This window comes from Amycolatopsis sp. NPDC049159 (assembly GCF_040648295.1).
Lineage (GTDB): Bacteria > Actinomycetota > Actinomycetes > Mycobacteriales > Pseudonocardiaceae > Amycolatopsis > Amycolatopsis pretoriensis_A.
Map to the genome: position 1 here is coordinate 1 of NZ_JBEZDL010000031.1, position 16,244 is coordinate 16,244.

At 73.9% G+C, this 16,244-nt stretch carries 5 protein-coding genes; 3 read left to right on the forward strand and 2 right to left on the reverse strand.

Features of this window, described 5'->3' with window-relative positions; translation table 11 throughout:
- Positions 1–3,061, reverse strand: a 3,061-nt coding sequence (locus AB0B33_RS41115; RefSeq protein ID WP_360782184.1) for a type I polyketide synthase, incomplete at its 3' end; no start/stop codon positions are given.
- Between the two features lie 213 nt (positions 3,062–3,274).
- Here AB0B33_RS41115 and AB0B33_RS41120 point away from each other — a divergent pair.
- The 3 genes from AB0B33_RS41120 to AB0B33_RS41130 are packed head-to-tail and all read left to right on the forward strand — an operon-like array spanning position 3,275 to position 6,397.
- A complete protein-coding gene (locus tag AB0B33_RS41120; protein WP_360782186.1) occupies positions 3,275–4,672 on the forward strand; it encodes a glycosyltransferase in 1,398 nt (465 codons plus the stop codon).
- The gene (locus tag AB0B33_RS41125; RefSeq protein WP_360782188.1) at positions 4,669–5,640 is read left to right on the forward strand and encodes an ATP-binding cassette domain-containing protein; all 972 of its coding nucleotides are present in this window, start codon (positions 4,669–4,671) and stop codon (positions 5,638–5,640) included. The genes AB0B33_RS41120 and AB0B33_RS41125 overlap by 4 nt, the downstream gene beginning before the upstream one ends.
- Entirely contained in the window at positions 5,630–6,397 is a 768-nt protein-coding gene (locus tag AB0B33_RS41130) for an ABC transporter permease (RefSeq protein WP_247024808.1), read from the forward strand. Before AB0B33_RS41125 ends, AB0B33_RS41130 begins: the two co-directional genes overlap by 11 nt.
- A gap of 373 nt (positions 6,398–6,770) precedes the next feature.
- On the opposite strand, the gene AB0B33_RS41135 is transcribed toward AB0B33_RS41130, so the two are convergent.
- The gene (locus AB0B33_RS41135; protein WP_360782190.1) at positions 6,771–16,238 is read right to left on the reverse strand and encodes an SDR family NAD(P)-dependent oxidoreductase; all 9,468 of its coding nucleotides are present in this window, start codon (positions 16,236–16,238) and stop codon (positions 6,771–6,773) included.
- Positions 16,239–16,244 lie beyond the last annotated feature (6 nt).

Below are 16,244 nucleotides of genomic sequence, written 5' to 3' on the forward strand. Positions count from 1 at the left end.
GGGTTACCCACCCGCCCACCCCCCCCCCCCCGCCTGTGGGGTGGCGCGCCCCCCCCCCCCGGCCCCCCGAACTTTCACGTGAAAGTGCGGCCCCCTGGTGCGCACTTTCACGTGAAAGTGCGGCGTTCGCGGAGTGCACGTCGACCGGGCGGCGGCCGTCGGTGTCCGGGGGGCCGACGCGGACCTGCAGCGCGACGACGTCCTTCGGGGCCAGGGCGAGCGGTGCGGTGAGGGTGAACTCGGCGAGCTCCGGGCAGCCGAGGTTGCGGGCCGCGCGCAGGGCGAGTTCGAGGAATCCCGTGCCGGGGAACGAGGTCCGGCCGGCGAGCCACGGCTGGGTGGCCGGGGACACGGTGCCGGTGAGCACGGTCTCGGTGCTCGCGGCGACGTCGAGGGCGGCGCCGAGCAGCGGGTGCCGCACCGGGGTGAGGCCGAGGCCGGCCGCGTCGCCGGTGCGCGGGGTGAGCGTGGGCCAGTAGCGCTCGCGCTGGAAGGCGTAGGTGGGCAGGTCGACCGGACGGGCACCGGGGTGCACGGCCGCCCAGTCGACGGTGCCACCAGCGACGTGCAGTGCGGCGAGCCCGGCGATCAGGGCGGCGGCCTCGTCCTGGTCCTTGCGCGCGAGGGGGATCGCGCCCGTGATCAGTCCGGAAAGGACGGCCGACGGGCCCAGCTCGGCGAACCGCGTCACGCCGGACTCGGTGAGCCGGGTGACCGCGTCGCCGAAGCGGACGGTGTCGCGGACCTGCCGGACCCAGTACTCCGGATCGGTGACGTCCCCGCCCGCGATCACCGGGATCCGCGGCGCGGCGAAGGAAAGTTTCGCGACCACCGCGCGGAAGTCGTCGAGCATCGGGTCCATCAGGCGCGAGTGGAACGCGTGGGACACCTTGAGCCGCCGGGCGCCGGGGAATCGCGCCGCGACGGCGGTGACGGCGTCTTCGGGGCCGGAAAGCACCACCGACTCCGGGCCGTTCACGGCGGCGATGTCGACGTCGCCGGCGTCGATGTCCGTTTCGGACGCCCGGACCGAGATCATCGCGCCGCCTTCGGGCAGCGCGCCCATCAGCTTCGCGCGGGCGGAGACGAGGGTGCAGGCGTCGTCGAGCGAGAGCACCCCGGCGACGTGCGCGGCCGCGATCTCCCCAACCGAGTGCCCGGCCAGGAACGCCGGGTGCGCACCCCACGATTCCAGCAGCCGGAACAGGGCGACTTCGTAGGCGAACAACGCGGGCTGGGCGTGCTCGGTCCGATCGAGACGGTCGTCGGTGACCACGCCCAGGCGCCCGGCGATGTCCGCGAACGCCTCGGCGAAGACCGGGTACACCTCGGCGAGCCGCGTGCCCATCCCGATCCGCTGCGCGCCTTGGCCGGAGAAGAGGAACGCGGTCTCGCCGCGCGACGCGGTCCCGGTGGTCACGTTCGCGGCGGCGCCCTGCTCGAGCCAGGAACGCAGCCCGTCGCGCAGGGCCGCGGTGTCCGGCCCGGTGACCGCGAGGCGGTGTTCGAAGGCCGTGCGGGTGACCGCTGTCGACCAGGCGACGTCGGCCGCGCCGGCGTCGTCGGTGGTGGCGGCCAGCAGTGCTTCGGCCTGGGCGCGCAGCGCGGGTTCCGAACGGGCGGAGACGAACCACGGCACCGGCCCGGCGGCGCGCGGCCCGCGTCCGGCAGGCTCGGGTTCGGGGGCCTGCTCGATGATCGTGTGCGCGTTGGTGCCGCTGACCCCGAACGACGACACGGCGGCGCGACGCGGGCGGCCGGTCTCCGGCCAGGCTGCCGCTTCGGTCACCGGCCGGACGGCGCCGGCTTGCCAGTCCACTTCGGACGAAAGCCGGTCGGCGTGCAGGGTGCGCGGTACCTCGCCGTGCTGGATGGCCAGGACGGCCTTGATGATCCCGGCGACGCCGGCCGCGGCCTGCGTGTGCCCGAAGTTCGACTTGACCGAGCCGATCAGCAGGTCGTGCTCGCGGTCGCGGCCGTAGGTGGCCAGCAGGGCCTGCGCTTCGATCGGGTCGCCCAGCCGGGTGCCGGTGCCGTGCGCCTCGACGACGTCGATGTCCTCGGCGGACAGACCGGACGCGGCGAGCGCGGCGTGGATCACCCGCTGCTGCGAGGGTCCGTGGGGGACGGTCAGGCCGCTGCTGGCGCCGTCGGAGTTCACCGCCGTACCGCGGAGGAGGGCGAGGACGGGGTGGCCGTGGCGGCGGGCGTCGGAAAGCCTTTCCAGGACGAGGATCCCGGCGCCTTCGGCCCAGCCGACACCGTCCGCGCCGTCAGCGAACGCCTTGCAGCGCCCGTCCGGCGCGAGGCCGCCCTGCTTGCTGAACTCGGCGAACGCCTCGGGGGTCGCCATGACCGTGACACCGCCGGCGAGCGCGAGGGAGCACTCGCCGGAGCGCAGGGCCTGCGTGGCCCAGTGCGCGGCGACCAAAGAGGACGAACACGCGGTGTCGACGGTGGCCGACGGGCCCTCGAAGCCGAAGGAGTAGGCGATGCGGCCGGAGAGCACGGCCGCGGTGGTGCCGGTGCCGGCGTGGCCTTCGACGGTCTCGCCGGACGCGGCGAGGAGCTTGCCGTAGCTCTGGCCGTTGGTGCCGACGAACACGCCGGTGCGGCTGCCGCGCAGGCTCGCGGGCACGATCCGGGCGCGTTCGAGGGCTTCCCAGCTCACTTCGAGCAGGAGCCGCTGCTGCGGGTCCATCGCGAGGGCCTCGCGCGGCGAGACGCGGAAGAAGCCGGCGTCGAACCGGTCCGCGCCGTCGACGAAGCCGCCGCGCCACGCGTCGACGTCCCCGAGGCTGATCGTGCTGCGGTCCACGCCGGCCAGCAGCGCGGACCACCCGCGGTCGGCGGGCAGCGGCCCGATCGCGTCGGTGCCGCCGTCGAGCAGGTCCCACAGCTGGTCCGGCGTCGCGACCCCGCCGGGGAACCGGCACCCGATCCCGACGACGGCCACCGGCTCCACGGCGGCGGCTTCCATCTCCCGCACGCGCTGACGCGACCGGTGCAGGTCGGCGGTGACGCGCTTGAGGTAGTCACGCAGCTGGCTCTCGCTGGCCATCCTCGCCTCTCGGTGTCGTCCGGCCGGGACTCGCGGCACCGCGGGTCCGGTTTCCGCATCGGCCGAGTCAACCGCGTCCGGCGCCCGCAAACCCTTAGTCTTCGCACCCGCCCGCCGGCCCCCGGAACTCCCGCGGAATGTAGGTGATTCACGGAAAAGCCGTTGTTACGGTCGCGGCGGCCGTGTGCTCCCGCCGAGGAAAGGTGCTTCTCCATGAGCCGAGAACGGCGTCCGATCCTGTTCGTCAGCTCACCCGACAGCGGGCTGGTCAACTCCCTGCTCGTGCTGGCGGCGGAACTGTCCCGGCGCGGGGTCCCCGACGTCTACTTCGCCACCTTCGACAACCGCCGCGCCGAGGTCGAGGCCATCGGGGCCGACGGCTCCGGCAGCCGGATCGCATTCCGGTCGCTCGGGGCGCCGATCCCGGAGCTGTCCTCCGGGGAGTGGGACGACGAGACCTACCACGCGGTCACCCAGAAGTCCCGCTGGAAGGCGCACAAAGCGCTGATGCGCCACACTTTCGACACCCGCTTCCGCGACCAGGCCTACCGCGCGCTCACCGAGATCGTGCGCGAGGTCGAGCCGGCCGCGATGGTGATCGACTCGCTGCTGCACGCCGGGTTCGAGCTGGCCGTGACGCAGCAGATCCCGCACGTCGTGAGCGTGCCCTTCTCGGTGAGCAACCATCTGACGAAGCTGCCGCCGGGCTTCCCCGTCCCGCACTCCGGGCTGCCGCTGGAAATGACCGCCGGGCAGCGCCTGGCGAACGCGTGGTTCGGGTTCCGCCGCAAGGCGCTGTACTTCACCGATTCCCTGCTGCGCAAGCGGGTCGTCGAGTACGTCAAGTCCAACAAGGAGCTCGGCGTCTCGCGGCTCGCCGCCAAGTACACGTCCCGGATCGACGAAGCCGCGCTCGTGCTGGTCTACTCGCTCGCCGAACTCGAGTACCCGGTCGACATCCCGGCGCACTTCCGGATGCTCGGCGCGATCGTGCCGCCGCTGCCGGAACTGCCGGACGAGCAGGACGTCAAGGGCTGGCTCGACCGGCACGAATCGGTCGTCTACATCGGCTTCGGCACCGTCGTGCGGATGAGCGAGGCCGAGATCAAGGGCCTGGTCGAGGTCGCGCGGCGCCTGGAGGGCAAGCACGCCGTGCTCTGGCGGCTGCCGGCCCAGTCGTGGCACCTGCTGCCGCCGTCCGACGAACTGCCGTCGAACCTGCGGGCCGAGAAGTGGCTGCCCTCGCAGCTCGACGTCCTCGCCCACCCGCACGTGCGCGCGCACTTCACCCACGGCGGCGGCAACGGCTACATCGAGAGCCTCTACTTCGGCAAGCCGCTGCTGCTGCGCCCGCTGTTCGTCGACGGCTACGACCAGGCCGTCCGCGCGCGGGACACCGGCGTCGGCCTCGTCGTCGAGTCCTCGCACGGCATCGACGTCGACGACGTCGCCGCGAAGCTGACCGAGGTCCTGGAGAACCCGTCCTTCACCCGGCGGGCGCGGGAAATGGGACGGCTGCAGCACGAGCCGGGCCGCGGGCGCGAGGGTGCCGTCGACGCGGTGCTCGCGCTGGCCGCCGGGACGCCGGCCGCGACCGAGCCGGCCCGGTGATCGAGGCCGCGGGCCTGGCCCGCACCTTCACCGCCGACGGCCGGGAGGTCGCCGCGGTCCGCGGGGTCGACCTGCGGGTCGAGGCCGGTGAGATCGTCGCCTTCCTCGGCCCGAACGGCGCCGGCAAGACCACGACCATGCGCATGCTCACGACATTGCTGCGCCCGACCGCCGGGACCGCCCGGATCGCCGGCGCCGACCTGCTCACCGAGCAGAAGCGCGTGCGGCGGCACATCGGGTACGTCGCCCAGGGCGGCGGCACGGTCGACGAGCGCAAGGTCCGCGAAGAGCTCATGCTGCAGGCCCGGCTCTACGGGCTCAACAAGACCGACGCCGCCGAGCGCGTCCGCGAGGTCTCGGGGCAGCTCGGCCTGACCGGCCTGGAAGACCGGCTGACGTCGGCGATGTCGGGCGGCCAGCGGCGGCGGCTCGACCTGGCGCTGGGCATGGTGCACCTGCCGGTGGTGCTGTTCCTCGACGAGCCGACCACCGGCCTCGACCCGCAGAGCCGCGCCCACCTGTGGAGCCACATCCGGCGGCTGCGCGACGAGCAGGGCGTGACGGTGTTCCTCTCGACGCACTACCTCGACGAGGCCGACGCGCTGGCCGACCGGATCCAGGTGATCGACGACGGCGTGATCGTCGCCGAGGACACCCCGGAGGCGCTCAAGTCCCGCCTGCTCGGCGACGGCGTCGAGGTGACGGTGCCGCCGGAACGCGCGGACCACGCGGAACTGCTGCTCGGCGGCCTGCCCGGGATCCGCGGCCTGCGCCGCGAGGACGCGACCCTGCGGTTCCAGGTCGCGCAGAGCGAAGAGGTGCTCTCGCCGCTGGTGCGGGCCCTCGACCAGCACGACATCCCGCTGGTGGCGCTGCGCGTCCAGCGCCCGACGCTCGACGACGTGTTCTTCGCCCTGACCGGCCGGGGCCTGCGCGAGCCCGTCAAGGAGGCGACCGATGCTGCGTGAAGCGATCCTGGTGTACCGCAGCGAAATCGCGGTGCTGCTGCGCAACAAGCCGTACCTGGTGATGGGCATGATCCAGCCGGTGCTGTACCTGGTGCTGTGCGGGCCGCTGCTGGCGGTGCTGGTCAGCAAGACACCGGGCGTCGCGGCCCAGACGTCCTGGGTGGACCTGACCCCGGCGCTGATCATCCAGATCGCGGCGACCAACGGCGTCTACTGCGGCTTCGTCCTGCTGTCGGGCATCAAGGCGGGCGCGGTCGACCGGCTGCGCGTGACCCCGGTGAGCCGCACGGCGCTGAGCCTCGGCCAGGCCCTGCCGTCGGTGACGCTGTCGCTGCTGCAGGGTGTGATCATCCTGCTGCTGGCGAGCCTGGTGTTCGGCGTGGCGGTGAGCGCGGTGGGCGTGGTGCTGGTGCTGGTGATCACGGCGCTGACGGCGTTGACGATCGCGTGCTGCGCGAACGCGATCGTGCTGAAGCTGCGCAACGAGGACACGTTCTCGTCGATCGTCAACATCGTGATCCTGCCGCTGACGCTGCTGTCGGGCATCCTGCTGCCGATCACCCCGGACCGCGCCCCGATGTGGCTGTACGTGCTGTCGCGGTTCAACCCGCTGGCGTACGTGGTGGACATCAGCCGGGCGAGCTTCCGGGAGACACTGCCGGTGGTGCCGACCCTGGTGGGCGCGGTGGTGATCATCGGGCTGACCGCGCTGGCGGTGCGGTGGAACTCGCGCACCTTCCAGGCCGTGGCTGCCTGATCCGGCTCTGCCGACCGGGCCGGGGATTGCTTCCCCGGCCCGGTTTTTTCGTGCCCGGCCGGGGTTCAGTGCACGCCACCGAGCGAGGTCGCGGATGACACCTCTGGCACGACCGACCGCCGGCGGACGTCATGAAGCGGTGGCGATCATCGGACTGACCGCGCTGACGGTGCGGTGGAACTCGCGCACCTTCCAGGCCGTGGCTGCCTGATCCGGCTCTGCCGACCGGGCCGGGGGATCCCATCCCCCGGCCCGGTTTTTCGTGCCCGGCCGGGGTTCAGCGCGCGCCACCGGTGGACGTCATGAAAGGGTCGTTCACGTCGTCTGGTGACGTGAACGACCCTTTCATGGCTTTACAGGGCCGGCAGCGCCCTCAGTCCGCGCCCAGCTCCGAGTCGATCAGGCGGAACAGCTCCCCGTCACTCGCCGAGTCCAGGGACTCCAGGAACTCGGTGTCCCCGCCGAGCCGGTCCAGCAGCGAACGCAAGCGGGTCGTCACGAAACCCACCGTCTCCGGGGTCAGCGACGGGTCCCCCACCAGCGCCTCGAAGCTGCTCAGCGACGACAGCACCTGCGCGGACGCGTCCACCGGCTCCGGGCTCAGCAGCGACAGCAGGTGCGTGCTCAGCACCCGCGGGTTCGGGTGGTCGAACAGGACCGTCGCCGGCAGCGTCAGGCCCGTCGCGTAACCGAGGCGGTTGCGCAGCTCCACCACCGTCAGGGAATCGAAGCCGATCTCCGTGAAGCCCGTGTCCGGGTCGATCGCCGCCGGGGAGCCGTGGCCCAGGACGCTCGCCGCCAGCTCGCGGACCAGGGTCAGCAGCTCGCGGGACTGCGCGTCCGGGGCCAGCTCGCCGAGCCGGGGCACGAACGAACGGACGCCGTCGGCGTCGATGCGGGCCGTGCGGCGGGTCTTCGGGACCAGGTCGCCCAGGACCGGCGGGACGATGTGGCCGCGCAGCACCGCCAGGTCGAGGCCCACCGGGACCACCATCGCGGCCGGGGAAGCGACCGCCGTGTCGAACAGCGCCAGTCCCTCCTCCGGGGTGAAGCGGCGCATGCCGGACTTCGCCAGGCGCTGGGCATCGACGTCGGCGAGCGTGCCCGCCATGCCGTCCGCCTGCGCCCACGGGCCCCACGCCAGCGACACCGCCGGCAGGCCCTCCGCCCGCCTCGACGCCGCCAAGGCGTCCAGGAACGAGTTCGCCGCCGCGTAGTTGCCCTGGCCGACGCCGCCGAGCAGGCCGCTCGCCGACGAGTACAGGACGAACGCCCTCAGGTCGAGGCCGCGGGTCAGCTCGTGCAGGTGCCAGGCGCCGTCCACCTTGGGGCGCAGCACCTTCTTCAGCCGCGCTCGCGTCAGCGACCCCACGACGCCGTCGTCGAGGACGCCCGCCGCGTGCACCACCGCGGTCAGCGGGTGGCCTTCGGGGACGCCGGAGAGCAGGTCGGCGACGTCTTCGCGGTCGGCGGTGTCGCACGCCGCGACGCGGACGTCCGCGCCCAGGCCCTTCAGCTCGTTCACCAGGTCCGCGGCGCCCGCGGAGCCGAGGCCCCGCCGGCCGGCCAGCAGCAGGTGCCGGACGCCGTGGTGGGTCACCAGGTGCCGGGCCAGCAGCCGGCCCAGCCCGCCCGTGCCGCCGGTGACGAGCACCGTGCCGTCCGGGTCGCCGAAGCCGGGCTCCGGCCGGTCCGCCGCCGGGGCCCGGACCAGCCGGGCGCGGTGCGGGACGCCGTCGCGCACCGAGACCTGAGGTTCGCCGGAAGCCAGTGCCGCGTCGGCCGCGTCCCCGTCGACCAGCACGAACCGGCCCGGGTTCTCCGACTGCGCCGCCCGGACCAGGCCCTGCACGGCCGCGGCCGCCGGACCGCCACCGGTGCGGAACACCACCTGGACGTCGTCGGCGGCGAGGAAGAACTGCAGCTGGTCCAGCACCTGCGCGGTCGCGCGGTGGGTCGCGGCGACCGGGTCGCCGCTCGTGTCCACTCCGACGACGGCCACGCCGTCGTCCTTCGCCGCGGCCACCAGCCCGGCCAGGTCGGTCGCGTCCTCGCCCAGCACGACGAGCCGCCGTCCCGACGGCGAAACCTCCGGCAGCGGCGTCCACTCGAGGTGGAACAGCGAGTCGTGCCCCTGCGCCGTCGCGACGGCGGCTTCCCCGAACGACACGGCTGCCGCGGACGCGATCGGCGCCCCGGCCGGGTCGGTCAGGGTGAGCGCGATCGTGTCGCCGTCCCGGCGGAGGTGGACGCGCGCGGCCGCCGCGCCGCCGGCGTGGAGCGCGAACCGCGTCCAGCCGGTCGCCGGGCGGAGCGGGACGTCCAGCAGGGTCACCGCCTGCAGGGCCGCGTCGAGCAGCGCCGGGTGCAGGCCGAACGCGGCCGCGTCGTCCTGGCGGGAGGCCGGCAGCGCCACCTCCGCGAAGACGTCGTCACCCGAGCGCCACGCCGACCGCAGGCCCCGGAAGGCCGCGCCGACCTCGGCGAAGTCCTCGTAGAAGCCGTCGAGTTCGATCTCCACGCCCGCGGGCGGCCACGCCGGGTCGACCGCGGGTTCGGGCGCGCCGGGGGCGAGCCGGCCGGCCGCGGTCCGCGTCCAGGGGTGCTCCCCCGCGCCTTCGGGCCGGGTCCAGACGGTCACCTCGCGCGTCCCCGCGGTCCCTTCCGGGCCGACGACGACCTGCGCGTGCACGCCGCCGACCGGCGGCAGCGTCAGCGGGACCTCGACGGTCAGCTCCTCGACGAGGTCGCAGCCGACCTCGTCGCCCGCGCGCACGGCCAGTTCGACGAACCCGGCCTCGGGGAACACGATCACGCCGTCCACGGTGTGGTCGGCCAGCCACGGCTGCAGCTGCGGCGAGAGCGCTCCGGTGAACAGGAACCCGCCCGACTCCGGCAGCGCCACACCGGCGCCGAGCAGCGGGTGCTCGGCGGAGTGCAGGCCGGACAGGCGCAGGTCGCCGTTCGCGCCGTGGAAGCCCTCGGGCCAGTAGCGGTCCGGGGCGAACGGGTACGTCGGCAGCGCGACGGGGCGCCCGCCGCCGAAGAACTTCGCCCAGTCGACGCGCACCCGCGCGTGGTGCAGGCGGGTGAGCGCGGTGACCAGCGTCCGGGGCTCGGCACGCACGGCCGCGACGGTCTCCCCGCCGGTGAGGCTTTCGGCCGCCATCGCGGCGGCGACGCCGTCCGGGCCGACGTCGAGGAACGTCGTGACGCCCGCGCCGGCCAAGGTCGTCACGGCGTCGGCGAACCGCACAGCCTCCCGCGCCTGCCGCACCCAGTACTCCGGCGAGGTGAAGTCGGCGTCGCCGGTGACGGTCGAGACGATCGGGATCGACGGCGCCGCGAGTTCGAGCCCGGCCACCACCCGGCCGAACTCGGCCAGCGCGGGTTCGATGAGCGGCGAGTGGAAGGCGTGCGAGACGGCGAGCCGGCGGGTCTTGGCGAAGTGCTCCCCCACCGCGAGCACGGCGGCTTCGGTGCCGGACACGACGATCGAGCGCGGGCCGTTGACGGCGGCGATCACGACGTCGTCGCCGAGCAGCGGGACGACCTCTTCCTCGCTCGCCAGCACGGAAAGCATCGCGCCACCCGGCGGGAGCGCCTGCATGAGCCGGCCGCGCGCGGCGACCAGCCGGCACGCGCCGGCGAGGCTGAAGACCCCGGCGACGTGCGCGGCCGCGATCTCGCCGACCGAGTGCCCGGCCAGCTGGTCCGGGGTGATCCCCCACGATTCCAGGAGCCGGAACAGCGCGACTTCGAACGCGAAGATCGCCGCCTGCGCGTACTGCGTCTGGTTGAGCAGCTCGGCGTCGTCGCCGTGCACGACCTCGCGCAGCGGGCGGTCGAGTTCGACGTCGAGGTGCGCGAGGACGGCGTCGAGCGCGTCGGCGAACACCGGGTAGGTGGCCGCCAGCTCGCGGCCCATGCCGAGGCGCTGGCTGCCCTGCCCGGCGAACAGGATCGCGAGCTTGCCCTCCGGCGCGGCCAGGGTCGGGCCCTCGAGCGCGCGCAGCCCGGCGAGCAGCTCGTCCCGGTCGGTGGCGACGACCGCGGCCCGGTGGTCGAAGTGCGTGCGGGTCGTGGCCAGCGCGGCGGCGAGGTCGGTCAGCTCCGGTTCCGTGGCGAGGAAATCGGCGATCCGCGCGGCCTGGGCGGCGAGCCGCTCGGGGGTGCGGGCGGAGAGGAGCACCGGCACCGGGCCGGTCACCGCGGCCGGGAGCACCTCGGTGTCACCGGCCTGTTCGAGGATCACGTGCGCGTTGGTGCCGCTGACCCCGAACGACGACACGGCACCGCGGCGGGCGCGGCCGGTCTCGGGCCAGGCGCGTTGCTCGGTCAGCAGCGAGATCGACCCTGCCGTCCAGTCCACTTGGGACGTCGGCTCGTCGAGGTGCAGCGTCTTCGGCAGCACGCCGCGGCGGATCGCCTCGATCATCTTGATCACACCCGCGACGCCCGCGGCGGACTGGGCGTGCCCGAGGTTCGACTTGATCGAGCCCAGCAGCAGGGGCTCGTCGCGGTCGCGGCCGTAGGTGGCGAGGAGTGCCTGGGCTTCGATGGGGTCGCCGAGGGACGTCCCCGTGCCGTGCGCCTCGACCGCGTCGACGTCCGATGTGGACAGTCCGGCGCCGGCGAGTGCCTGGCGGATCACGCGTTGCTGCGAGGGGCCGTTGGGGGCGGTGAGGCCGTTGGACGCGCCGTCGGAGTTGACGGCGGTGCCGCGCAGCACTGCTAGGGGGGTGTGGCCGTTGCGGCGGGCGTCGGACAGGCGCTCCAGCAGGAGCAGGCCGGTGCCCTCGGCCCAGCCGGTGCCGCCCGCGGACTCGGCGAACGACCGGCAGCGCCCGTCGGCGGCGAGGCCGCCCTGGTAGCTGAACTCGACGAACGCGCTCGGCGTCGCCATCACCGTCACGCCGCCCGCGATGGCTAGCGAGCATTCGCCCGACGCCAGCGCCCGCGCGGCCATGTGCAGCGCGACCAGCGACGACGAGCACGCGGTGTCGACGGTGACCGAGGGGCCTTCCAGCCCGAACAGGTAGGAGATCCGGCCGGACAGGACGCTGGTGGCGGCGCCGGTGAGCAGGTGCCCGGCGAGTTCCGGCGGCGGCGAATAGCCGTTGCCGGACCCGCCGACGTAGACGCCGGTGGTGCTGCCGCGCAGGCCTTCGGGGTCGACGCCGGCGCGTTCGAACAGCTCCCACGCCACTTCCAGGAGCTGGCGCTGCTGAGGGTCCATCGCGAGGGCCTCGCGCGGGGAGATGCCGAAGAACCCGGCGTCGAAGTTCGCGACGCCGTCGACGAAACCGCCCTCGTGGACGTAGGACGCGCCGCCCTGCAGGCCCAGCAGGTCCCAGCCGCGGTCGCCGGGGAACTCCGTGATCGCGTCGGTGCCGTCGGCGACCAGGCGCCACAGGTCCTCGGGCGAGCGGACGCCGCCCGGGTAGCGGCAGCTCATGCCGACCACGACGATCGGGTCGCCGTCGACCACGCCGGCCGCGACCGGGGCCGCGGCCTGGTCGTCGTCGCCGAGCAGTTCGGCGGCCAGGAGCCGGGCGACGGCGTCCGGGCGCGGGTGGTCGAAGACCAGGGTGGACGGCAGGGTGAGGCCGGTGGCCGCGTTGATCCGGTTGCGCAGTTCGACCGAGGTGAGCGAGTCGAAACCCAGTTCCTTGAACGGGCGGCGGGGCTCGACCGCGGCCGCGCCGGCGTAGCCGAGCAGGCCGGCGACCTGCTCGCGCACGAGGTCCAGCAGCAGCGTCTCGCGCTCCCTCGGGTCGATCTCGCGCAAGCGGGCCGGCAGACCCGACGCCGCCGTGACGTCACCCGGACCGGCGTCGGCGAGCGCGCGGACTTCGGGCAGCTCGTCGAGCAGTGTCCCGTCGCGTCGCGAAGTGAGCGCCGGGACGAACCGGTCCCACCGGACGTCGGCGAGCACGACGGCGGTGTCGTCGTGGGCGACGGCCTGGCCGAGCGCGAGCAGCGCTTGCTCGACCGGCAGCGGCGGAAGACCGCGGGCGCGCAGGAACCCGGCCGTCTCCTCGTCTTCGGCGACGCCGGTGTCCGCCCAGGCGCTCCACGCGACGGCGGTCGCCACCTGGCCGCGGTCGCGGCGGTGCCGGGCGAGGGCTTCGAGGCCGGTGTCGACGGCGGCGCGGTCACGCTGGCCTTCGGCGCCCCACACCGCGCTCACCGACGTGAACAGCACGAAAGCTTCGAGGTCGGTGCCTGCGAGGGCTTCGTCGAGCTGGACGGCGGTGGTCCACGCGCCGGGGTCGCCGGTCATCCCGGCGGTGTGCAGGACGGCGGTGAGCTGCCGGTCCGCGGGCACCGCGGTCACGACGCGGGCACCGCAGCCGGTGACCCACTCGGCCACCCGCGCGCCGAAGCCTTCCTCGGCGCCGGTGACCAGCACCGTGCCGTGCGGGCGCCACGGTTCGGCGGCGCCCCCGGCCGCGGCGTGCACGAGCCGGCGGCCGAAGAGCCCGGACGCGCGCACGGCGACCTGGTCTTCCACGCCGCCGAGGGCGGCGGCGAACCGGGCCACGGCCCGCTCGTCGAGGGTTTCGGGCAGGTCGATCAGGCCGCCCCAGGCCCGCGGGTACTCCAGCGCGAGCACCCGCCCGGCACCCCACAGCGCGGCGCGGGCGGGGTCGGCGGGCGGGTCCGAGCGGCCTACGGACACCGCGCCGCGGGTGACCGCCCACAGCGGGACCACCGGGTCGGCTTCGGCGAGGAATTCGACGAGTGCGGCGGTCTTCGCGAACGTCGTCCCGTCGAGTTCCAGGAAGGAAACGACCCCCGCGTACTCTCCGAGTCCCGCACGCAGGACCTCGACCGGGTCGGCGTCCGGTGCCACCACGAGCCGGTCGGCGTCGAAGGGCAGGTCGAAGTCTTCGGGCACCAGCGCGAGCCAACGTCCGGTCGCGGCTGTCCTGGCGGACAACGGCTTCCACGTGACGCGGTAGCGCCAGCCGTCCACAGCGGACTGTTCACCGCGGCGGCGGCGCCACGAAGACAGCGCGGGCAGCACGCGGGTGAGCGCGTCCTCTTCGACGTCGAGGGTGCTGCTGAGCGACGCGAAGTCGGCGTCGTCGACCGCGGTCCAGAACTCGGCCTCCGCCGGGTCCGCGGTGGCCACCGGAGCGGGTTCGGGCCAGTAGTTCTCGTGCTGGAAGGCGTACGTCGGCAGCGGGACGACCTTCGCGCCCTCGGCCAGGAAGCTCGCCCAGTCCGGGCTGACGCCGCGGACGTGCGCCTTCGCCACCGAGGTCAGGAACCGGTCGAGGCCGCCGTCGGTGCGGCGCAGCGTGCCGGTGACGACCGCGCGGGCGCCCGCGTCCTCGGCGATCTCCTGCAGCGGGACGTTGAGCACCGGGTGCGAGCTGATTTCCAGAAAAGCCTGGTACTGCAGGGAAAGCAGCTCGCGGATGGCCTCCTCGAACCGGACGCGCTGCCGCAGGTTGCGGTACCAGTAACCGGCGTCCAGCCGGGTCGTGTCGAGCCACTCACCGTCCACTGTGGAGAAGAACGGGATCTCCGACGGCCGCGGCTTCAGCCCGGCCAGCGCGGTCGCCAGCTCGCCGGAGATCAGCTCGACGTGCGCGGAGTGCGAGGCGTAGTCGACGTCGATGCGACGGGCCCGCAAGCCGGCTTCGGCCAGCTCGGCGAGGAACTCCTCCCCCGCCGCCGGGTCACCGGCGACGACGACGGACGACGGGCTGTTGGCCACGGCGACCGACAGCTTGCCCTCGAACCGGGCGAGGCGGGCTTCGACGTCGGCGGCGGGGACCGACACCGACAGCATCATCCCGGCGCCGGCGAGCCGGCGGGCGATGGCCTGGCTGCGCAGGGCGACGACCCGCGCGGCGTCGGCGAGGTCGAGCGCGCCGGACACGCAGGCCGCGGCGATCTCGCCCTGGGAGTGGCCGACGACGGCGTCCGGGGTGATCCCGTGGGCCTGCCACAGCGCGGCGAGGGCGACCATCACGGCGAACGACGCGGGCTGCACGACGTCGACGCGGTCCAGCGGGGCCGTCCCGCGCAGGACATCGGTCAGCGACCAGTCGAGGTACGGGGACAACGCGGCTTCGCATTCGGCGATGCGGGCGGCGAACACCGGCGACTCGTCGAGCAGCCGGGCGCCCATGCCCGCCCACTGCGCGCCCTGGCCGGGGAAGACGAACACGACCCGGCCGTCGACGTCGGCGACGCCGGTGGTCACCGCCGGGCCGGGCGTGCCCGCGGCCAGCGCGGCGAGGTCGTCGCGCGGGTCCTCGGCGACGATGACGGCCCGGTGTTCGAGGGCGGCCCGCGACTTCGCCAAGGACCACGCCAGGTCCGCGGAAGTGATCTCCTCGGCGTCGAGGTGCTCACGCAGGCGGGCGGCCTGCGCGGCGAGCGCGGCTTCGGTGCGCCCGGCCACGACGAACGCGCGGACACCGGGTCGCGCCTCGGTTTCGTTCTGCTCGACCGGTTCCGGCTGTTCGAGGATCACGTGGGCGTTGGTGCCGCTGATCCCGAACGAAGACACCGCGGCCCGGCGGACGCGCTCGACTGCGGGCCAGGGCGTGTGCTCGGTGACGACCTCGACCGCGCCCGCCGTCCAGTCCACGTGGGACGACGGCTCGTCGAGGTGCACCGACTTGGGCACGACGCCGTGGCGCATGGCCTGGACCATCTTGATCACGCCCGCGACCCCCGCGGCCGCCTGGGTGTGCCCGATGTTGGACTTGACCGACCCCAGCAGCAGCGGCGTCGTGCGGCCCTTGCCGTAGGTCGCCAGGAGGCTCTGCGCCTCGATCGGGTCGCCGAGGGGCGTGCCGGTGCCGTGGCCCTCGACGACGTCCACATCGGACACCGTGAGCCCGGAACCCGTGAGCGCCTGCCGGATCACCCGCTGCTGCGATGGCCCGTTGGGGGCGGTGAGGCCGTTGGACGCGCCGTCCTGGTTGACCGCCGAACCCCGCAGCACGGCGAGGACTTCGTGGCCGTTGCGGCGCGCGTCCGACAGCCGCTCCAGCAGGACGAGGCCGACGCCTTCGGCCCAGCCGACGCCGTCGGCGGACTCCGCGTAGGACTTGCACCGCCCGTCGCGGGCGAGGCCGCCCTGCGCCGAGAAGTCCACAAAGGACCCCGGGGTGGCCATGATCGTGACACCGCCGGCGATCGCCAGCTCGCAGTCGCCGGCCCGCAGCGCCTGCGCGGCCCAGTGCATCGCCACCAGCGACGACGAGCACGCCGTGTCGACGGTGACCGCCGGGCCTTCCAGCCCGAGGGTGTAGGAGACGCGGCCGGAAAGCACGCTGCCCGCGGTGCCGACGCCGAGGAAGCCCAGCGCCTCTTCGGGGAACTGCGCGCCTTGGCCGTAGTCGTGGTACATCACGCCGGCGAACACGCCCGTCTTGCTGCCGCGCAGCGAAAGCGGGTCGAGCCCGGCGCGTTCGATCACCTCCCAGGAGACCTCGAGGAGGTGGCGCTGCTGCGGGTCCATGGCCAGCGCCTCGCGCGGGGAGATGCCGAAGAGGCCAGGATCGAAGCGGCCCGCGTGGTCGAGAAAACCGCCTTCACGAACGTACGAACGTCCTCTTTCATCGCCGAACAGACCTCCCAGGTCCCAGCCCCGGTCTTCGGGGAACGCTCCGATGCCGTCACCGCCGTCGAGCACGAGGTCCCACAGCCCCTCGGGCGAGGTGACCCCGCCCGGGTAGCGGCAGGCCATCGACACGATCGCCACGGGTTCCGGTTCCGCCGTTTCGAGCTCCTCGACGCGTTTGCGCGTCTTGGCGAGGTCGGCGGTGACCCACTTCAGGTACTCGACGAGCTTCTTGTCCTCGGTCATGGCGGC